General features: G+C 71.7%; 14 protein-coding genes and 1 pseudogene. 7 read left to right on the top strand and 8 right to left on the bottom strand.

Translation table 11 applies throughout. From position 1 onward, the window contains the following. Positions 1-77: 77 nt before the first annotated feature. Positions 78-1,622, bottom strand: coding sequence for an FAD-dependent monooxygenase (locus tag ACOBQU_RS38275; protein ID WP_423633974.1), 1,545 nt, complete (start codon positions 1,620-1,622; stop codon positions 78-80). A gap of 241 nt (positions 1,623-1,863) precedes the next feature. On the opposite strand from ACOBQU_RS38275, the gene ACOBQU_RS38280 reads away from it, so the two are divergent. After that, complete coding sequence (locus tag ACOBQU_RS38280; RefSeq protein WP_423634991.1) at positions 1,864-2,466, top strand: TetR/AcrR family transcriptional regulator; 603 nt, start codon at positions 1,864-1,866, stop codon at positions 2,464-2,466. Between the two features lie 71 nt (positions 2,467-2,537). On the opposite strand, the gene ACOBQU_RS38285 is transcribed toward ACOBQU_RS38280, so the two are convergent. Beyond that, complete coding sequence (locus tag ACOBQU_RS38285; RefSeq protein WP_423633976.1) at positions 2,538-3,314, bottom strand: IclR family transcriptional regulator; 777 nt, start codon at positions 3,312-3,314, stop codon at positions 2,538-2,540. Between the two features lie 67 nt (positions 3,315-3,381). Here ACOBQU_RS38285 and ACOBQU_RS38290 point away from each other — a divergent pair. From ACOBQU_RS38290 to ACOBQU_RS38305, 4 genes and pseudogenes are all read left to right on the top strand, one after another. After that, a pseudogene (locus ACOBQU_RS38290) lies at positions 3,382-4,541 on the top strand (cupin domain-containing protein). 2 nt (positions 4,542-4,543) lie between these two features. Beyond that, on the top strand, positions 4,544-5,371 hold the full coding sequence (locus tag ACOBQU_RS38295; RefSeq protein WP_423633978.1) for a fumarylacetoacetate hydrolase family protein: 828 nt from the start codon (positions 4,544-4,546) through the stop codon (positions 5,369-5,371). Beyond that, positions 5,368-6,003, top strand: a complete 636-nt coding sequence (locus tag ACOBQU_RS38300) for a maleylpyruvate isomerase family mycothiol-dependent enzyme (protein WP_423633980.1) — start codon at positions 5,368-5,370, stop codon at positions 6,001-6,003. Before ACOBQU_RS38295 ends, ACOBQU_RS38300 begins: the two co-directional genes overlap by 4 nt. A 12-nt stretch (positions 6,004-6,015) precedes the next feature. Then, positions 6,016-7,320 (top strand): FAD-dependent oxidoreductase, encoded by a 1,305-nt coding sequence (locus ACOBQU_RS38305; RefSeq protein ID WP_423633982.1) that lies wholly within the window; start codon positions 6,016-6,018, stop codon positions 7,318-7,320. A gap of 13 nt (positions 7,321-7,333) precedes the next feature. Here ACOBQU_RS38305 and ACOBQU_RS38310 read toward each other — a convergent pair whose 3' ends face one another. Together ACOBQU_RS38310 and ACOBQU_RS38315 are read right to left on the bottom strand one after the other, a co-directional pair. Continuing rightward, positions 7,334-8,200: a phosphotransferase enzyme family protein gene (locus ACOBQU_RS38310; RefSeq protein WP_423633984.1), complete on the bottom strand. Its 867-nt coding sequence runs from the start codon at positions 8,198-8,200 to the stop codon at positions 7,334-7,336. A gap of 120 nt (positions 8,201-8,320) precedes the next feature. After that, positions 8,321-9,055 (bottom strand): S1 family peptidase, encoded by a 735-nt coding sequence (locus tag ACOBQU_RS38315; RefSeq protein WP_423633986.1) that lies wholly within the window; start codon positions 9,053-9,055, stop codon positions 8,321-8,323. A 323-nt stretch (positions 9,056-9,378) separates the two neighbouring features. On the opposite strand from ACOBQU_RS38315, the gene ACOBQU_RS38320 reads away from it, so the two are divergent. Next, positions 9,379-9,951: a DUF4291 domain-containing protein gene (locus ACOBQU_RS38320; RefSeq protein ID WP_423633987.1), complete on the top strand. Its 573-nt coding sequence runs from the start codon at positions 9,379-9,381 to the stop codon at positions 9,949-9,951. 278 nt (positions 9,952-10,229) lie between these two features. Here ACOBQU_RS38320 and ACOBQU_RS38325 read toward each other — a convergent pair whose 3' ends face one another. The 4 genes from ACOBQU_RS38325 to ACOBQU_RS38340 form a co-directional block, all read right to left on the bottom strand. Beyond that, positions 10,230-11,654 (bottom strand): DEAD/DEAH box helicase, encoded by a 1,425-nt coding sequence (locus ACOBQU_RS38325; RefSeq protein WP_423633989.1) that lies wholly within the window; start codon positions 11,652-11,654, stop codon positions 10,230-10,232. A 147-nt stretch (positions 11,655-11,801) separates the two neighbouring features. After that, positions 11,802-12,353: a hypothetical protein gene (locus tag ACOBQU_RS38330; protein WP_423633991.1), complete on the bottom strand. Its 552-nt coding sequence runs from the start codon at positions 12,351-12,353 to the stop codon at positions 11,802-11,804. A gap of 135 nt (positions 12,354-12,488) precedes the next feature. Continuing rightward, on the bottom strand, positions 12,489-13,049 hold the full coding sequence (locus ACOBQU_RS38335) for a CGNR zinc finger domain-containing protein (RefSeq protein WP_423633993.1): 561 nt from the start codon (positions 13,047-13,049) through the stop codon (positions 12,489-12,491). Between the two features lie 85 nt (positions 13,050-13,134). Beyond that, the gene (locus ACOBQU_RS38340) at positions 13,135-14,829 is read right to left on the bottom strand and encodes an ABC-F family ATP-binding cassette domain-containing protein (protein WP_423633995.1); all 1,695 of its coding nucleotides are present in this window, start codon (positions 14,827-14,829) and stop codon (positions 13,135-13,137) included. A 499-nt stretch (positions 14,830-15,328) separates the two neighbouring features. On the opposite strand from ACOBQU_RS38340, the gene ACOBQU_RS38345 reads away from it, so the two are divergent. Beyond that, on the top strand, positions 15,329-19,519 hold the full coding sequence (locus ACOBQU_RS38345) for a GDSL-type esterase/lipase family protein (RefSeq protein WP_423633997.1): 4,191 nt from the start codon (positions 15,329-15,331) through the stop codon (positions 19,517-19,519). The last annotated feature ends 1 nt before the right edge of the window (position 19,520 follow it).

Consider the following 19,520-nt stretch of genomic DNA (forward strand, 5'->3'; position numbering starts at 1 on the left):
AAGTGGCTCGAAGTGGCCCGAAGGGGGCTCGAAGGCTTGAAGGCGCGAAGGGGGCCCGAAGACGGGGAGCCCGGCGGTCAGGCGGGGACGGCGAGGCCGCTGGTGTCGGCGGCGGCCACGAAGCGGTCGGGGCGCAGGGCGACGGCGCGCACGCCGTACCGGCGCAGCCAGGCGCGCAACACCCCGTCCAGGTCGACGAGTTCGTCGGGCCCCTGGGTGTGGGCGCTGCGCGGGCGGACCGCGCGGTAGCGGGCGCCGAGCGCGTCCCACTGCCGACGCTCCTCCTCGGTCAACAGCGTCGAGGGGTCGACGTCGTCGCCCAGCAGTACGAAGGCGTCGCCGAGCAGTTCGTCCAGCGGCGCCATCCGGCCGACGGTGTCGCCGACCACGGGCTGCGGCACCATTCGGCCGACGATGCTGGCGTCGCCGAGCGGGCCGCGCAGCCATCCGGCCGCCAGCACCGGCGGCGCGATCAGCGGTGGCTCGAAGGGGGAGACGAGCCCCTCGGACGGCGGCGCGGACAGAGCGGCCCGCTCCTCGTCGGAGACCTCCTGTCTGATCACCCGGCCGAGCCGCACCGCGAGATCGGTGTAGAACGCGGCGTTCGGGCGGCGCTCGGCCTCGTAGGCGTCGAGCCAGGACTCGGGCAGCCGTCCGGCCAGCACCCGGCCGAGTTTCCAGCCCAGGTCGTGCGCGTCGCGCATCCCGGTCTGCATCCCGGCGCCCGCCCAGGGCGGCATCAGGTGCGCGGCGTCGCCCGCCAGGAAGACCCGGCCCGCGCGCCAGGTCCGTGCCATCCGCACATGGTGCCGGTAGAAGGCGTGCTGGTGGATCTCCACGTCGTCCTCGCTCACCCCCAGCGCCCTGAGCAGGGGCCACACCGCGGCGCTCGTGGGGAAGTCGGCCTCGGACTCGTGCGGCTTGAGCGGGATCTCCCAGCGGTGATTGCCCGCCGACAGGGCGATGTCCACGACCGGGCGCTCCTTGTCCGTCCAGAAGGTGAGGACGTCGCGGTCGGGCCACCAGCGCTTGACCCGGCAGTCGATGACCACCCAGGTGACCTCGCTGGTGTCGCCGAGCAGGTCGATGCCCAGCCGCTGCCGGGTCCCGCTGCTGCCGCCGTCCGCGGCGATCGCGTACCGGGTCCGGTAGCGGCGCACCTCGCCGGTGGCCGTGTGGGTGGTGACGGTGACTCCGGTGGCGTCCTGCTCGACGTCGGTGACCTCGGCGCCGTAGCGCACCGAGATCAGGCCCCCGCTGTCCCTCGCGCACGCCCGCAGCTCGGCCTCCATGACCGGCTGGTAGATGTTGTAGAAGCGCGCCTTCGCCCCGAGCGTCGACGGCGGGTGCTGGATGCGCATCACCTCCTGTCCGTCGTACGTCACCCAGCGCAGCGCCCGCTGCGGGTCGATGACCTTCTGGACGCGCTCGCCGATGCCCAGGCCCTGGAAGATCCGCATGGTCCAGTCGTTGACCGTGACCGCCCGCGCCCGGGGGTAGATCTCCTCGTCCCGCTCGAAGGCGATCACCCGCGCGCCCTGCCGGGCGAGGGTGAGAGCACCGACGACGCCCGTAGGGCCGTAGCCGATGACGGCGACATCCGCGTCGTAGTCCTGGGACATGGCGGCCTCCTTGCCGGTCGTCCAAAGTTTTGGACCGGTCGTTCAGTCCAATAGTGGCGACTGTCACACGGCTGAAAAAAGCCGGTCAAGGGGGAGTCGGGCGGATTCCGCACAGCAGAATCAGGGCCCGCGTCGGCCCGGGCCGCCTAAGCTCTGGCCGAATGGGCGCGGGTAAGCTGCGGCGCGTGGAACCCATGCGCGACAACACCGGCAACCGCAGGGGCGGCGCTCCCGCGAGGAGATCCTTGACGTCGCGTCGCGTCTGATGGCCGAGCGGGGATTCGCGGCCACCACGCTGTCGGAGCTCAGCCGCGCGTCGGGGCTGCCCAAGAGCGCGGTCTACCACCACTTCCGCTCCAAGGGCGGGCTGCTCTCCGCGGTGATGGAGCGCGGTGCCTACGCGTTCTTCGAGGACCTGGCCGGGACGGGGTCCGGCCCCCCGCGCGAGGGCGGCACACGGGAGCGCCTGGGCTGGTACCTCCGGCGCACCGGGGAGACCTTCCTCGCCCACCCGGACTTCCTGCGCCTGCACCTGATCCTGGTGATGAACGCCGAGGCGGGGGAGGCGGCCGAGGCCGCGGAGATCGACCGGATCATCCAACGCGTACGGCGCGACGGCCGCGCGCACATGAATCGCATGATCGCCGACGCGTTCGCCGCGTACGGCCCCGAGGTCGCCCAGGGTGTGGCCGACCGCCTCGACTACTTCGCCATCGCGGGCTTCGACGGGGCCTTCGTCGCCTGGCAGGCCGATCCCTCCCGCTCGCTGACCGAGGCGCTTGACCTGCTCACCGACGCGGTCGTGGCCCTGGGCGAGTCCATCGCCGCGCGCCCCCGCTCCTGAGGGCGCGCCACCCAGCCAAGGCCCGCCGAGCCGACCCGGCGGTGACCGCTGAGGGGAAGCCGCCGCGAGGGCTACGGCTGAGCGGCCAGTTCCCGCTCGACGGAGTGCGCCGCCGCCTCCAGCGTGGCGACCAGGGACCGCAGGCGGTGCGGGTCGTAGCGCACGCTGGGCAGGGACACGGAGAGACCGGCCAGCGCGGCGCCGTCCGGGCCGCGCACCGGCACGCCGACGGCGACGAGACCGCGCTCGGACCGCTCCCGGTTGACGGCGAAGCCGCTGCCGCGCAGGCGCCTCAGCTCCGTCCGCAGCCGGGCGAGGTCGGGGCGGTCGGAGGGGCGGTCGCGGTAGCGCTCGGGGGCGTAGACCTCCTCCAGTTCCTCGGCGGTCAAGTCGCTCAGGAGCAGGAGCCCCGCCGTGGTGCGGTGGGCGGGGAAGACCATGCCCTCCCGGGAGCCGACGCGCAGCGCCTGCCGGGACTCGACGCTGGCGACGAACCGCACCGTGTCCCCGGTGCGCACGATCAGGTTCGCCGTCTCGTCGAGCAGGTCCACGAGACGCCGCAGGTGGGGAAGGCCCGCCACGCGCAACTGCGATACGAGGGACTGCGAGTGGGCGGCCAGCTCCAGCACCGGGCCCGCGCGGTAGACGTGGTCCTCGCCGCGCACGGCGAAGTCCCGGTACACGAGCATCGCCAGGATCCGATGGGCCGTCGACCTGGCGACCTTCAGGCGCTCCGCGAGCTGCGCCACGGTCGCCCCGCCCTCCAACTGCAGGATGGCCGCCGCGCGCAGGGCGTGGTCCACGCTGGCGATGGGATAGGGCGGCGGCGTCTTGAGCGGCTTGTCCATGGCGACCTCTGATTCTGCTCTCCAGAATCCCCATGTTCCACCATCAGGCACGCCGCACGCTGAGCCCGTGACTGAGTCCTCCCTCACCCCAGACATCGCCGCGGGCTCCCCGGTGCGGCTGCACGCCGTGGCCGCGGAGGGGCAGCCCGAGGTCACCCCGGCGCTCGTGGAGCTGTACCGGGGCTTCGAGAACGAGCTGCTCGTCCCGCTGTGGACCGAGATCGGCGACCTGATGCCGACCCACCCGCGCTCGCGCGCCGTGCCGCACCTATGGCGCTGGGAGCGGCTGCGGGACCTGGCCGCGAAGGCCGGGCACCTGGTCCCCGTGGGCCGCGGCGGCGAGCGCCGCGCCATCGCGCTGGCCAACCCCTCCCTCGGCGGGCGGCCCTTCGCCACGCCGACGCTGTGGGCCGCCATCCAGTACCTCATGCCCGGCGAGGACGCCCCCGAGCACCGCCACACCCAGCACGCCTTCCGGTTCGTCGTCGAGGGCTCGGGCGTGTGGACGGTCGTCGGCGGCGACCCCGTCCCCATGAACCGCGGTGACTTCCTGCCGCAGGCGGGCTGGAACTGGCACGCCCACCACAACGCCACCGCCGAGCCCATGGCCTGGATCGACGGCCTGGACATCCCCTTGCAGTACGCCACCGGGCGCAGTTCTTCGAGTTCGGGCGCGACGAGATCAGCGGGGCCGAGCGGACCACTCCCGGGCGGTCGTGCTCCGAACTGCTGTGGGGCCACCCCGGGCTTCGCCCGCTGTCGGCCGTCCCCACGACGCCGGGCAGCCCCCTGCTGTCGTACAAGTGGGAGCACACCGACGCCGCCCTGCGCGACCAACTGCTGCTGGAGCGGTCCGGCTTCGGCGGCACCGTCGAGCCGGGGCACGCCGCCGTGCGCTACACCAACCCGCACGACGGCTCCGACGTGCTGCCGACGATCCGCGCCGAGTTCCACCGCCTCGCCCGGGGCGCCGAGACCGCGCCGGTGCGCCAGACCGGTTCGTCGGTCTACCAGGTCTTCGACGGCTCCGGCACCGTCACCGTCGGTGCCACGTCCTGGACCGTCCACCGCGGGGACCTGTTCGTCGTGCCGTCGTGGGAGCCGTTCTCCGCCCGCTCCGAGGCCGGTGCCGACGACTCCGACTCCGGCGCCCTCGACCTGTTCCGCTTCTGCGACGCGCCCGTCTTTGAGGCGCTCAAGCTCGACCGCACCCAGAAGGACACCTGACCATGAAGCTCGCCACCCTCCGCACCGCCCACGGCACCCGGGCCGTCCGCCTCGACGGCGACACCCTCGTCGACCTCGACTGCGCCGACCTGGGCGAGCTGTTCGCCCAGGACGGCTGGCAGGACAAGGCCGCCGCCGCGTCCGGCACCACCTACCCCGTCGACGGCGCCGACTTCGCACCGGTCGTACCGAACCCCTCCAAGGTCGTCTGCGTCGGCCACAACTACACCAACCACATCAAGGAGATGGGCCGGGACCTGCCCAGCCATCCGACCCTCTTCCCCAAGTTCGCTGACACCCTCCTCGGCGCGTACGACGACCTCGTCAAACCGGCCGAGACCGACGCGCTGGACTGGGAGGTCGAACTGGCCGTCGTCATCGGCCGACGGGTGCGCCGCGCCGACGAACAGCGGGCCGCCGACGCCATCGCGGGCTTCACCGTCATGAACGACATCTCGGTGCGCGACTGGCAGTTCCGCACCGTCGAGTGGACCCAGGGCAAGATCTGGGAGGCCACCACCCCCGTCGGCCCCTACGTCGTCACCCCCGACGAGGTCGGCGGGGTGCGCCCCGCGCTGAGGGTCAGGACGACCGTCGACGGCGAGGTCATGCAGCAGGACGACACCGGCACGCTCCTGTTCGACCCGGTGTTCCTGGTGCGGTACGTCTCCACGGTCATCACCCTGCGCCCCGGCGACATCATCGCCACCGGCACCCCGGCCGGTGTCGGCAACGCCCGCGACCCCAAGGTGTTCCTGCGCCCCGGCCAGACCGTGGTCACCGAGATCACCGGCCTGGGCGCCTGCGTCAACAAGGTGGTTCAGGCATGAGCGCCCCCACCCGGACCCTGGCCGACGCGCGCGCCTGGGCCCGCACCGGCACCGAGCTGATGCTCGACGCCGTCGCGGGCCTCGACGACAGCGCCTTCTCGGCCCCCAGCACGCTCCCGCACTGGACGCGTCGGCACCTCGTGGCCCACGTCGCCGCCAACGCCGACGCGCTCGGCAACCTGGTGCACTGGGCTGCCACCGGCGAGGAGAAACCGATGTACGCCTCCGCCGAGGAACGCGCCGCAGGCATCGCCAAGGGCCCCACCCTGTCGGGCGACGCGCTGCGGACCTGGCTGACGGACTCCGCACACCGGCTGGCGGCAGGACTCGACCGGTTGACCGACGAGCAGTGGCAGCACGAGGTCGTCACCGCGCAGGGCCGTACCGTGCCCGCCACCGAACTGCCGTGGATGCGGGCCCGCGAGGTGTGCGTGCACGCCGCCGACCTCGGCACCGGTGCCGTCACCTTCGCTGACCTGCCCAAGGGGTTCCTGACCGCGCTTGTGGCCGAGATCAGGGCGAAGCGCGGACTGGCCGGGCTTCCCGAAGGCCCGCTGCCGGAGGTCGCCGCCTGGCTCGCCGGGCGCCCCCACGCGCTCGCCGACGCCCCCGCACTCGACCCGTGGCTCTGAGAGGAGCGCCTCATGTCCCACCCTGATGTGATCGTCGTCGGCGGCGGCATCGGTGGCCTCGGCGCGGCGTTCTCGCTGACCCGCCAGGGCCTCGCCGTCCGCCTCCTGGAGCGGGCCCCCGCCTTCGGCGAGGTCGGCGCGGGCATCCAGCTCGCCCCCAACTGCACCCGCGTCCTCGATGACTACGGCCTCCTGGGCGAGGCCACGTCCCTCGGCGTCGTCCCCGACGCCATGGTCATGCGCGACGCCGTCGACGGCGACGAGCTGACCCGGCTCGACCTGCGCGACCTCGAACAGCGCTACGGCTACCCCTACTTGGTCATCCACCGCAGCGACCTGCACGGCCTGCTGTTGGGCGCCTGCGAACGCGCCGGTGTCGAGCTGATCAACGACGCGCACGTGACGTCGTACGACAACACCGCGGACGGCGCCCGCGTGACCCTCGCCACCGGTGAGACCCATCAGGCCGGGGCCGTGATCGCCGCCGACGGCCTGCACTCCGCCGCCCGCGAGCTGTTCGTCGACGACCAGCCCGTCTCCTCGGCGTACGTCGCCTACCGCGGCACCGTGCCCGCCGAGCAGGCGCGGGTGCGGTCCGTCGACCTCAGCGAGGTGGTGGTGTACGTCGGCCCGCGCTGCCACTTCGTCCACTACGGGCTGCGCGGCGGCGAACTGCTCAACCAGGTCGCCGTCTTCGAGTCACCCAAGGCCCTGGCTGGCCGGGACGACTGGGGTACCCCCGACGAACTCGACGCCGCCTTCGCCGGTACCTGTGACGTCGTGCGCGACGGCCTGCCGTTCATGTGGCGCGACAAGTGGTGGCGGATGTTCGACCGCGACCCCCTCATGACGTGGGTGCACGGCAGGATCGCGCTGCTCGGTGACGCCGCGCACCCGCCGCTGCAGTACATCGCGCAGGGCGCGATCATGGCCATCGAGGACGGCTGGGTGCTGGGCGAGCACATCGCTCGTAACCGCACGGCGGGCGCCACGGACGGTGCGGGCGCCGCGGTCGACTGGAGTGCGGTGTTCGCCGCCTACGAAGCCGTCCGCCCGGAGCACTGCCGACGCGTACTGACCACGTCCCGCCAGTGGGGCGAGCTGTGGCACCTCGACGGTGTGGCCCGCGAACGACGCAACGCGCTGCTGCGCGCCCGCGACATCCACGACTACTCCTTCACCGACTGGCTGTACGGCCCGACGGCCCTGACACCGGATCAGGAACCGGCGATGTTCACGCCGATCCCGCTGTCTTCGGGGGCTGTTGGGGAGGCGGCGGTCGCGGGAGCGGAGGAGCGCGCTGAGGGCGCGGGATGAGGGATGCCCGGCTCTAGAGGCCGTTCAGGCGCCTGGTCACCGCATCGAGCGTCGGCCACGGAGGACCCTCGCGCAGCACGCGCAGGAATTCCTCTCCGAAGCGCCTTCCGTTGGGAAACTGGTCGCCGCGCTCCCAGCGCCACGCGGCGACCATCGCGAGGACGAGCTGTCGGCACTCGTCCAGCAGCCCCTGGTCCACGCCCGGGTAGTGCGCGCAGACCGCCTCGGGCACATGGGCGAGGTCGAACTCGACGGGGCCGCGGCAGCATGTCTCCAGGTCGATGAACAACGGGCCGCCGCTCGTGCTGAGCACATTGCCCGGATGCGGCTCGCCGTGGAGCAGCTGCTCCACGGCGCCGCGGTCGTCGATCGCCCGTCGCAGGCTCGCCAGCCTGCCGCCGAGGAACGCGCGGTCCGTATCCGCGAGGTCCGGCGAGCGCACCGGGTCGGCGACGACGCCCTCCGCCTCCGTGATCCGGTCGGTGAACCTCGGGCCTGGCACGTCGACCGTGCGCATGCCGACGTGCAGCCGCGCCAGCGCCTTGGCGTACTCGACCGGTGAGAGGGGCGACGCCATGGGCTCGTAGTAGGTCCACAGGGTCACGGCGAAGCCGTCGCGCCTGTACACCCGCGGGTCCGCCCGGGGCTCCACGGGACACACCGGGCATCCGGCGTCGGTGAGCTGCTGAGCGAGGTCGACTTCGAACTGCGCGACTTCCTGGCCCACCGGGGCGACCCGGGCGAAGACGTCGCAGGGCACAAGCCGCAGTGCCAGCTTGTTCGAGTTGTGGAGGACGACCGCGTCGTGGGCCAGCAGGTCGAGCGACGCGGCGACGGACGTCGCAGCCGCGACCGCACGCGTGACATCGGTCGTCTCCATGCTCGAATCCTCGCACGGTGAGCGAGGGCGTTGCCGTGATTTTCTGGCCCGGCCTTTGAGGCTCGGGCTCTTGAGCTCGGGCTCTTGGGCTCGGGCTTCTGGGCTCGGCCCGCGCTGCGGCTAGCGGCGGATGACCGAGCGGATCCAGTCGAGCTGCTGGGACACCTCCCCGGCCTGGGCGCTCTTCTCGCGGTCGGAGCCGTTGAAGACGCCGATGAGGGTTTCGGTGCCGCGCGGGCCGATGGTCATCACCGGGCCTCCGGAGTCGCCTCCGGCGGGAATCCCGGTCACCTTCTTCATGCAGAAGTCGGGGCCGCCGGGCGCGGTGTGGCCCGCGCACCGGGGGTCGTCCGCGCGGACGACCTTCAGATCGGACTGCTTGAGGTAGCGGGACTGGCAGGCGCTTTCGTCAGTGGTGCAGGTGGCGCCCCAGCCGTACTGCCGTACGGTCTGGCCGCGCTTGACGCCGACCTTGGACAGGCGTGCCGTACGGACGTTCATCGGGTCGACCTTGACGAGCATCATGTCGGCGTGCGCGCTGCCCACGCGCTTGCGGGGGATGGGGCGGACCGTGGTGCCCCTGCGCACGTCGAGGTTGCCGACACGGAAGGAGATCCGCCTGTCGGCGACCGGCTCGGCCTGCTCGTAGAAGCAGTGCGAGGCGGTCAGGATCCACTGACGGGAGACCGCGGTCCCGGTGCACGCCGGTTTGCCGTCCACGAACATGCGAACCGCCCACGGTCCGTACGTGCTCTTCGACCCGCCGATGACGGCGAAGGCCGGAGGCGACGACATCACCGAGCCCGCGACCAGCGCCAGGGCGGTCACCAGCAGGACACGAAAGCGACGCACCATGCGGAACAACTCCTCTCAAGGGGGTAAGCCGTACGGCTAGTGAGAGACGTTGCTGAGGGAATCCGTTCCGCGTGAGTGCCACGACTTCAGAGCCTGAGGTTGAGGGCCTGGGGGCCATGCGGAAGGGTCGCCCTTGCGCGCCGTCGTGGGAACGGCCGGGGCGCCCGTCGAAGACCGCCGCGCTTCTTGGGCTGGGCGGGCGCCGAGCAGGGGCGAGCGAGCAGTTGGCTCCCCGCGCACCGAAGAAACCGCTGCGTCAGCGTTCTTGGGGGGGCAGGAAAATGGTTCGCGACGGGTCAGAAGCGGGTGGCAGGGTGCCGCCCATGGCACCTTTGGCACCTCAATATCAGATCCGTGCGGATTACGACGCTGACACGATCGTGGTCTACCAGGCATACGCGCCCGCCATTGCGGACGCGGCGCTGCGAGCGGGTCGTTTCGTCGCACCGTTCTCCTTTCGCAGGATGACCTGGATCAAGCCTTCCTTCCTGTGGTTGATGCACCGCAGCAATTGGGCTCGCAAATCCGGTCAGGAGCGCGTTCTGGCCGTGCGGATATCCCGGCAGGGCTGGGAGGAGGCTCTGTCCCAGGCCGTGCTCACGACCTCGGATCCCGCGGAGGTGGCCCAGGCGACCGTGCACGTCCAGTGGGATCCGGAACGCTCGTTGCGCGGAGCGGCGCTGAATCACTACAGCATCCAGGTCGGCATCGGCCGCAAGCTGATCAGCACGTTCACCGACGACTGGATCGTCGGCCTCACCGACCTCACCCCCCAGGTCCGCAAGGCGGCGACGCTGGTGCAGAACGGGAACGCGGCCAAGGCGCAGCGACTCCTCCCCGCGGAGCGGGTGTATCCGCTGCCACGGCCACTGGAAAGCCGTCTTTTCCGCAGGTAGGCGACGGCCGAACAGTGGGGATTCTCTGAGGGGGTTCGGCAGTTCTGGCCTGATGGTGATTCCGAGATTCCGAGATTCTGTGATTCCGTGGTTCCGTGATTTCGGGGCGCCGGAACGTCCCGAAATCCTCAAGGAGAGATGACAACCTCGAACACGCCTGAGGAACGGGCCTCCTGTGCGAACCGCTGTCCGACGCCCCGGCCGGTCCCCGGTGCCGCGTGCCATCCGGTGGGGCGGGCGGACACGGCGTCAGCCGCTCCGGAGAGCCCCGGCCCCGGTCAGCCGCCGCGCCGCACCCGCGCCGCCTTGCGGGCCTCGGCGAGCTTGCGGGCCTCACCGCTCTTGCGGGACGAGCGGCCACCGGAGCCGCCCTTCGCGGTGTCCTTGGTGCTGCCCAGGCCACGGAACGGAACGTTGTGGTTCTTGGGGCGCTCTCCGGTCGGCCCGCCGTCGAGGGGCTTCCCGGAGGGGGCCTTGGCGCCGGTGATCCGGCTGAGTTCCGCCTCGCCGGACCGCACCTTGGTGACCTTGGGTACGACGTCGGCGTCCGCCAGGACCTGGCTCGCCTCGCGGCGCTGTCCCGAGAGGACGAGCGTCACGACGGTGCCGGAGCGGCCTGCCCGCGCCGTGCGGCCCGCGCGGTGCAGATAGTCCTTCGGGTCGGTGGCCGGGTCGACGTTGACCACGAGGTCCAGGTCGTCCACGTGCAGGCCGCGCGCGGCGACGTTCGTCGCCACGAGGGCGGTGACCGCCCCGTCCTTGAACTGGGCCAGGGTGCGGGTGCGCTGCGGCTGCGCCTTCCCGCTGTGCAGGGCGGCGGCGGCCACGCCGCTGGCCCGCAGGTGCCGTGTGAGCTGGTCGACCCCGTGCTTGGTGTCCAGGAACAGCAGGACGCGGCCGTCCCGGGCTGCGATCTCCGTGGTCACCGCGTACCGGTCCGGACCGTGCACGACGAACACGTGGTGCTCGATCGAGGAGACCGCGCTGGAGGAGGGGTCCACGGAGTGGACGGCGGGATCGCGCAGATAGGACCGCACCAATTGGTCGACGTCACGGTCGAGGGTGGCGGAGAACAGCATCCGCTGCCCGTCGGCACGCACCTGGTCCAGGATCTCCGTGACCTGCGGCAGGAACCCCAGGTCACACATCTGGTCCGCCTCGTCCAGGACCGCGACGCGCACCCGCCTGAGGCGGCAGCCGTTGCGCGCGACGAGGTCGTGCAGCCGACCGGGCGTGGCGACGACGATCTCGGCGCCGTCCCGCAGCGCGGCGGCCTGCCGCCCGATGGACACCCCGCCCACCACCGTCGTGAGCCGCAGCCGCAGCGCATCGGCGTACGGAGCGAGCGCCGCACCGACCTGTTGCGCCAGCTCCCTGGTGGGAACCAGGACGAGCGCCAACGGCTCCTTGGGCTGCGCCCGCCGCCCGGCCGTCCGAGCGAGCATCGCCAGGCCGAAGGCGAGCGTCTTGCCGGACCCCGTACGGCCCCGCCCCAGGATGTCCCGTCCCGCGAGCGCGTTCGGCAGCGTCGCCGCCTGGATGGGGAAGGGCACCGTCACACCGTGCTCGTCGAGCACCCGCAGGACGGCGCCGGGCAGCCCCAGATCCGCGAAGGACGTCACCGCGGGCGGCTGCGAAGCGGTGCGCGCCGCCTCGGGCGCGTCGTCCTGCTGCCGGGCGTCGGAACGTGCTGACTCATTCACAGGAGGCCTTCCTCCGAAGGGACCGAACCAAGGGACCGAACCGAGGAGGGCGCGGCGGGGACGCGGTCACCGGCCATGATGACCGGCGACGAACACCGGGCGGAGCACCGACACGGCGACAGCGCAAATAGCGAACGCTAGCACGGGTCAGTCGGTGTCGCCCGCCGCCACCGGGGTGTACAGGACCGACCGCTGCTGCTTGTGGCGCTCGACGCGGCTCTTGGCGACCAGGGCTTCGAGGGTGTTGCGCACCACCTGCGGGGTCGGGGTGCGGCCGGGGTGCTTCTCCAGGAGTTCGTCCCGCAGCTCCTTCGCCGAGCGGGGCTCGTCATGGCCGGACAGCAGCTCCAGGAGCAGGTCGCCGAGCAGCGGCTGACGGGGCGTCTGCCGCTTCGCCTGGGACTTGGGGCGGGCCGTCCGGGCCGGGGCCGGGCGCCGCGCGGGGGCTCCGGGGGCCCCGGGAGCCTTGGTGCCGGTGGTCGCGGGCTCGTCCTGCGCCTGCTCCGGCAGGCGCGTGGCGTCCGCGAAGCCCTCGTACCGCTCGGCGAGGGCGAGGATGTCCTTGAGGAGGGTCTCCTCCCGCTGCAACAGCTCGATCTTCTTGGCCAGCTCTTCCTGGCGCCTGCGGTTCTCCGCCAGGTCCGACGCGACCTGTTCCACGTACCGCGTTCGGAGTTCGGCGGCGGATCGGCTGCTCACAACCGTTCACTCCCTCGATATGGACGATGCTGCGCATCGTACCCACGCCGAGGGGGCGGCGTCGGCGGCGGTCACACGTATGCCCCGCGACCGCGCCGGAGGTGTCATCCGAAGGTGTCACACGGTCATGAGGTGTCACACGGTCACGGCCGGCGTGGTCTTCTTGCGCGCGCGGTAGGCCGCGGCCTTGATCTTGTTGCCGCAGGACTCCATGCCGCACCACTGGCGGCGCATGCCGCGGGAGCGGTCGACGTAGACCCGGGTGCACTCCGGGTTGCCGCACTCCTTCAGGAGCGGGACGTCCGGGCCGCTGAGCAGCTCGACGGCCTGGCGGGCGACGGTGGCGAGCGCCTGCGCGGGGGTCGCCTCGTTGTGCCGCCCGGTCAGGGACAGCTGGGGCGTCACCGGCGCCTCGCGGGCCGCGCCGTTGAGCACGGCGAGCGCTTCGCGGTCGAACTCCTCGCCGAGGCGCCGGTTGGTGATCAGCCGGTAGAGGGCCTCACGGACGGTGATCGCCGCCCGGACGTCCTCGTCGTCGCCGGGCGTGATCGTGTCGACGAGCCCGGACTCCAGGTACCAGGCGTTGAGCCGCTCCGGCGTCACGAACATCTCGAACCGCGTCGAGCGCCGTGCACGGAGCGTGGCCGCGAAGTCGAGGGCCGGGTGTCCGCATACGAAAACATGGTCGAGATTCACATCACCATCCTGGCAGGTGACTGTCCGTGCGCGCAAGAATCGTCATCGTGCCGGACAGCCCGCTCACCACCCGCTCACCGTCCGCTTAGCGTCCGCCGCTCCTCTCCAGGTGGATCGTCCGGCCCTCCCAGCGTCGCCGCAGCCAGCGGTCGTGACTGGCGAGGACGATGGCGCCCGGGCCGCTGGCGAGGGCGTCCTCCAGTTCGTCGCACAGGCGCGGGGAGAGGTGGTTGGTGGGCTCGTCCAGGAGGAGGAGCTGGGGCGGGCGGGCCACCAGCAGGGCGAGGGCGAGCCGCCGCCGCTGCCCGACGGACAGTCGGCCGACGGGGGTGTCCAGGTCGCGCTCGTGCAGCAGGCCGAGCGAACTGAGCGGCACCTTCTCGGCCCGCGCCAGCCCCAGCGACAGCTCGTAGACGGTACGGGCCGTGCGGTCGGGCCGGTCGAACACGGTGTCCTGGGCGAGCAGCCCCACCGACAGGTTCCGCCGCCTGCGCACCTCGCCCTCGGCGGCGGCGAGGGACCCGGCGAGCACGGCCAGCAGCGTCGACTTGCCCGCCCCGTTGCCGCCGGTGACCAGCAGCCGGTCGGTCGGGGACACCTCCAGGGCGTCCAGCGCCAGTCGGCCCGGCACCCGCACCTTCCGCAGCGCGATCAGGGGCCGGGAGTCGTCCGCCGCCGCGGCGGCCAGCGCCCCGCCCGCGAACCGCAGCGGGGGCGGCGGCTCGGCGACCTGGGCGCGCTCCAGTTCGTCGAGGTGCCGCGCGGCGTTGCGCACCCGGCGGGAGATCTGGCTCTGCACCCGCCCGGCCCGGTGACCGTAGCCCATCTTCTCGTGGTCGCGCCGACCCCGGTCCGGCGCGAGGCGGTGGGCGCTCACACCCGCCGCGTGCCGCAGCTCCTCCAACTCCTGCTGTTCCTCGGCGTAGCGCCGTTCCCAGCGCTGCCGCTCGGCGCGCTTCTCGCGTACGTACGCGCTGTAGGTCCCGCCAAAGCGGACGGGACCCGACACCGCCGGGTCGAGGTCGATCAGGTCGGTGCAGACGGCGTCGAGGAACGCCCGGTCGTGGCTGGCGGTCACCACGGCTCCGGGCAGTGCGCGGAGCTGTTCCTCCAGGAAGGCGGCGGCGTCGTCGTCGAGGTGGTTGGTCGGCTCGTCGAGCAGCAGGGCCGAGGGCCGCCGGACGAGCAGGGCGGCCAGGGTGAGGCGGCCACGCTGTCCGCCGGACAGCGACCCGAGCGTCCGCTGGTGTCCGAGCCCGCCCAGGCCGAGGCCGTCCAGGACCAGGGCCGCGCGGCGGTCGGCGTCCCAGGACTCGCGGTCCTGGGCCTGTTCGAGGCGCTGGCCGTAGGCGGCGAGGACTTCTCCGTGGCCGGGGTCGTCCTCGGGGAGGCGGGCGAGGTCCGCGCCGAGCCGTTCGAGCTCCGCGAGGTCCTCGCGCGCCTCGCGCAGGGCCTCGTCGAGGACGGTGGTGACGGTGGTGTGCGCGTCGAAGGGTGTCTCCTGGTGCAGGAAGCCGAGGTCGGCCGGGCGCGAGACGCTTCCGGCGTCCGGTTGGTCGGCACCGGCGAGGAGGCGCAGCAGGGTGGACTTGCCGACGCCGTTCTCGCCGATCAGACCGATGCGGCGGCCGGGCGGCGCGGTCAGGGAGACGCCGTCGAGGACGCGTCGGCCGCCGAGGCTGCGGACGAGGTCACGGGCGAGCAGCGCGGGCTGGGGCGCGGTCCGGGGTGCGGTCCGGGGTGCGGGGGACGACGGGGGCGCGGGGTTTGTGCGGGGCATGGAGACGACCTCGGCGGGGAGTTGAGGGCGGACAGACCTCTGCCCGGGGCAGGGTGGGAAAAGGGGGCATGACGACGAGGCCGTGGCGTCGGCGCTCGTACGGCGCCGTCCGACGGCCGGTCAGATCCGGGTCTCACCCGGAGATGTCGTCTTCACCCACCACGTCTGCGACTCCTCGATCACCTGGGCCACACGGACCGTACTCGCATCACACGAACCACACGATGCGAACGGTCCACACCGCGGACAGCGTAGCAGCCGCCGCCTCTGCGGGACCCGCGACATGTGTGCCGTACGCACGGGTGTGAACCAGCGGCACTGGCGCGTTCCGCCCTGCCTGGAGGGCCCGTTGACGGGTTGACGACATCGCGCCATCATCGTCACCTGCTCAGCAGGTTACGATTCTGGTGCTCACACGTGTGTAGACGTGTGACCCCATGCGCGATCCACCGGAATCCTTCACACACCGTTGTCAGCCCGAGGAAAGAGAGACGGACCGTTGTCCATACGTACGCCGGGACGCACGTCCCGGCACAGACCCCCGCCCTGGCGGGCCGGTGCCGTGGCGCAGGCCCTCTGTGTGGCCCTGCTCGCCTCGCTGGTCACGCTGTTCGTGCCGCCCGCCCCGGCGCGGGCGGCCGAGGCCGTCAGTGAGTCGGCCATCACGTTCAACATGCAGGGCGGCACGTCGTGGTACGACGTCAGGACGAAGCTGACCCCCAACGCCGACGTCGTGGCCCTCCAGGAGGCGACGACGGCACCCGACAGCGACTTCACGAAGAACGCCGAGCTGATCGCCGACAACCTCGACGACACCGCGAAGACCCCGAAGGGCTATCCCAGCCTGAAGTACCGCCTCTACGCGAAGAAGTGGGGCGGGCAGGGCTCGCGCCAGCCGGACGGCGTCCTGCTGTACCTGAAGATCCTGGACCGGGCCGCCTGGGGTCCCGACCCGACGACCGCTCCCGGCGGCACGCCCGGCACCGACCCCGACGACCCGGAGGAGCAGGAGGAGGGGGACCCGGCGACGCCGGTCAAGGACCGCAACACCCAGAAGTCCATGGCGATCTGGCTGCGCAAGGTGCCCAAGGAGCTCGGTGACCTCAAGTCCCGCGTCAAGGTCTTCCCCGCCGAGGACGCGCAGAACAAGTGGATCCGCACCCGCCCCGCCTTCGGTGTGGAGGTCGACGGCACCTGGTACTTCAACATCCACGCCGCGTCGATCCGCACCAACGACAAGCCCAATCCGCACACCAGCGCCCTGATCGCCACGATCAGGCGGCAGATGGGCGGCACGTCGTGGCGGGCGCTCGGCGACTTCAACAGCCTCGCGGGCACCAGCCGTGCCACGTTCCCGAACACGTTCTACGCCGCGCAGGACGGGAAGCCGGACGGCACGGCCGTCGAGACGCAGAAGTCCCACTACGCGCTCGACTACATGATCGCCAGTGACCAGCTGGAGAACCTCGTCGTGACGCGGAGCGAGCAGCGGGGCGAATCCGACCACTGGCCGGTGCGGTTCGCCAAGGTGGGCGCGGTGAACTGCCGCACCGCGTGGAAGTTCGCCCACGCGACCACGTACAACCCCACGCGGCGCCTCGCACGCGCCGCCGAGGACGCCGGGGACGCCTGCGGCCCGCCGACCGCGGTGGTCTCCATGGGCGACAGCTACATCTCCGGTGAGGCCGGGCGGTGGGCCGGCAACGCCGCCGCCTCCGCGACCGGCTCCGCGTGGGGGACCGACCGGGCCGCGGTGAACTGCAACGGCGAAGAGAGCGTGTGCGACCACGACCTGAAGGCGGTCTACGGCGACACGTCGTACGACAAGGGCGGCAGCGCCTGCGACCGCTCCGACTCCGCCGAGATCAGGGGCCTGGAGTACGAGGGCGTACCGCTGGAGCGGCGGTTCAACATCGCCTGCTCCGGCGCCACCACGGACAACGTGACGACGACTGGCTTCAAGGGCCAGCGGCCCCAGGTCGACGACCTGCGTGACATCGCGCGGGACAACGACGTGCGCCTGGTCGTGCTGTCGGTCGGCGGCAACGACCTGAAGTTCGCCGACATCCTCCAGGACTGCGTCAAGGCGTACTTCTACCCGTCCCTGTTCAACAAGGGCTGCCGCGGCGCCAAGGAGAAGGGGTTCGCCGAGGGCCTCGGACCGGTGCGGGACAAGGTGGTGAAGTCCATCGAGGCGATCCGTACGGCGCTGCGCGACGCGGGCCAGGAGGACGGCACGTACCAGATCGTGCTCCAGTCCTACCCCAACCCGCTGCCGCTGGGCCGTGACTACCGCGACCCGGAGAACGCGCCCGTCCCTCCGGCCAACTACAGCCGGTACCTGAGCGGTGGTTGCCCCTTCCTGGACGCGGACAGCGACTGGGCGCACACCTCGGTGGTGCCCCGGATCAGCGCCATGCTGCGCGGCGCGGCGAACGAGGCCGGGGTGTCCTTCCTGGACCTCCAGGACGCGTTCGCGGGGCATGAGCTGTGCAGCAGGACGACACGGCAGGCGAACAAGGAGCACACGCTGTCGTTGCCCCTTGGCGCCGAGCACGCCGAGTGGGTGCGCTGGGTGCCGTACCTGGTGGAGGGCCTGAAGGACCTGCCGTGGCAGGCGCAGGGCAACCAGCAGGAGGCCATCCACCCGAACTACCACGGCCAGCGCGCCCTGTCCGCCTGCCTGACGAAGATCGCGCAGAGGCTGGGTGACTCCCCGGTGTTCTCGTCCTGCGTGGGCAAGGCGTCCACCGCGCCCGGGGACGTCGACGGCTCGGTCGACACCAGCACCGTGCTGAGCAGGAGCAACCGCCGCGCCCCCGTGGCCGGGCTGCCGGACTGGAGCCGGGCCGGGTACCGGGGCGGCGAGGTCCTTCCCGGCGCCGCCCTGTACACCGCCGACCCCACGTGCCACCTCACCCCGTCCGCCCTCGAACAGCGGTTCGCGGTGCGGGCCGACGACGGGAAGGACGACACCGCCGGGCTCCAGGGCGCCATCGACCAGATCCGCGAGTCGTGCACGCCCAGTGCCAGCGCCCGCAAGCTGTCGGTGATCGAGCTGCCCAAGGGCGTGCTCAACGTCAGCAAGCAGCTGTCCGTGGACGCCTCCTACCTGGTGATCCGGGGGCAGGGGTCGGACCCGTCCGGCGGTTCGCGGATCGTGTTCCGCCCCGACGAGAACACCCGCTACGACGTCCTGACGGAGAAGGACGAGCGCTGGAACCAGGGCGCGATGACCCACAAGTGCGAGTTCACCACGGGCAACAACGTCGGCACGGGCGGCTGGATCTGGCCCGGGCGCGGCCTGTTCCGGGTGCAGACCCGGGAGGTCGCGGAGAAGTACCTGAGGATCTGCGGCTACCCCTCGAAGATCCCGGAGAACCGCCGTGACCTCTTCGAAGGTTCCGTCAACCAGCACTGGGAGTCGGGCGTCACCGTGGCCGGTGCCGAGGGCGACGCCGCGTACGCCGCACGCAAGGGTGACCGGGTCATCCAGCTGAACTCCAAGGCGAAGATGGACGGCTTCAAGCCGGGCGGCGACCTGTGGGTGGGCGCGGCGAACAGCCTGAAGTTCTACCAGACGCAGGAGGTCGCGGGCGCCGCCCCGGACGACGGCCGCCTGGAGAACCTGCACATGCGCCAGCAGGTGTTCACCATCACCGCCGTGGACGCGGGCAAGCACACCGTCACGATCGACAAGCCGCTGGAGTACGACGTCCCGGTGGACTCCACCTCCGACGGCTCCCCGCCGCTGGGGGTGGGCGGCAAGCCCTACGCCAGCAAGGTCACCGCGCTGAAGACGATCACCGACGTGGGCTTCGAGGGCTTCTCCTTCACTCAGGACATCAACGGCCTGCCCAAGCTCCACGGCGGCACCTACCAGTACAGCCCGTCCCAGGCTGTGCACAACTACGGCAACATGGCGCCCGAGTACGCCATGCACGGCATCGTCTTCAAGTGGGCCACCGACTCCTGGGTGCGTGGCGTGCGCGCGGACATGGTCGGCTCGCACCCGGTGGTCACCGAGGTGGCCAGGAACATCCAGGTCGAGCGCAACGTCTTCGACGGCGCCTGGAACAAGGGCAAGGGCGGCAACGGCTACCTGCGCGGCTCGCGGGTCTGGGACTCCCTGTACGCCTTCAACACCAGCCGCAACCTGCGGCACTTCACCTTCCAGTGGTCGTCGTCCGGCAACGTCGCCATCGGTAACGACTTCGACTCCGACCTGAACCTGCACGGCGGCTGGGAGCGCCGCAACCTGTTCGAGAACAACACCGTGAGGGTGCCGTACAACCACTCCTCGGGCGAGTGCGACACCAACTGCGGCGGCGAGGGCGGAGCGGGGGACAAGGGCACCTGGTGGCCGGTCTACTGGGCCGCCGGGAGCAAGGGCATCGGCTGGTCCGGCTCCAGCGGTCCCCAGAACGTCTTCTTCCGCAACACCCTGGCCAAACAGCGTACGGCGGGAGGCCCCTACGCGCCCTACTGGCCCTACGCCGACACCTCCAGGCTGTACCAGTTCGGTTCCGCCGACGGGGACGCGAGCGCCTTCCAGCACCTGCGGACCGGGGGCGGTCCCATCCAGGACTGGGCGGACAACGAGGGCAACGACTACACCCGGGGCGACGGCGTCAACGCCGCCCGGGCCGACCCCGCCCCCTCGCTGTTCCTGCGCGACTACCGCTCCTGAG

Origin of the sequence: Streptomyces sp. G45 (genome assembly GCF_049542095.1) — a bacterium.
In the GTDB taxonomy this organism is placed as follows: Bacteria; Actinomycetota; Actinomycetes; order Streptomycetales; family Streptomycetaceae; genus Streptomyces.

Excerpts from the sequence above, each read along its gene's own strand:
- ACOBQU_RS38275 (WP_423633974.1), bottom strand. The coding sequence starts at position 1,622 with ATGTCCCAGGACTACGACGCGGATGTCGCCGTCATCGGCTACGGCCCT.
- ACOBQU_RS38285 (WP_423633976.1), bottom strand. The coding sequence starts at position 3,314 with ATGGACAAGCCGCTCAAGACGCCGCCGCCCTATCCCATCGCCAGCGTG.
- ACOBQU_RS38295 (WP_423633978.1), top strand. The coding sequence starts at position 4,544 with ATGAAGCTCGCCACCCTCCGCACCGCCCACGGCACCCGGGCCGTCCGC.
- ACOBQU_RS38300 (WP_423633980.1), top strand. The coding sequence starts at position 5,368 with ATGAGCGCCCCCACCCGGACCCTGGCCGACGCGCGCGCCTGGGCCCGC.
- ACOBQU_RS38305 (WP_423633982.1), top strand. The coding sequence starts at position 6,016 with ATGTCCCACCCTGATGTGATCGTCGTCGGCGGCGGCATCGGTGGCCTC.
- ACOBQU_RS38310 (WP_423633984.1), bottom strand. The coding sequence starts at position 8,200 with ATGGAGACGACCGATGTCACGCGTGCGGTCGCGGCTGCGACGTCCGTC.
- ACOBQU_RS38315 (WP_423633986.1), bottom strand. The coding sequence starts at position 9,055 with ATGGTGCGTCGCTTTCGTGTCCTGCTGGTGACCGCCCTGGCGCTGGTC.
- ACOBQU_RS38320 (WP_423633987.1), top strand. The coding sequence starts at position 9,379 with ATGGCACCTTTGGCACCTCAATATCAGATCCGTGCGGATTACGACGCT.
- ACOBQU_RS38340 (WP_423633995.1), bottom strand. The coding sequence starts at position 14,829 with ATGCCCCGCACAAACCCCGCGCCCCCGTCGTCCCCCGCACCCCGGACC.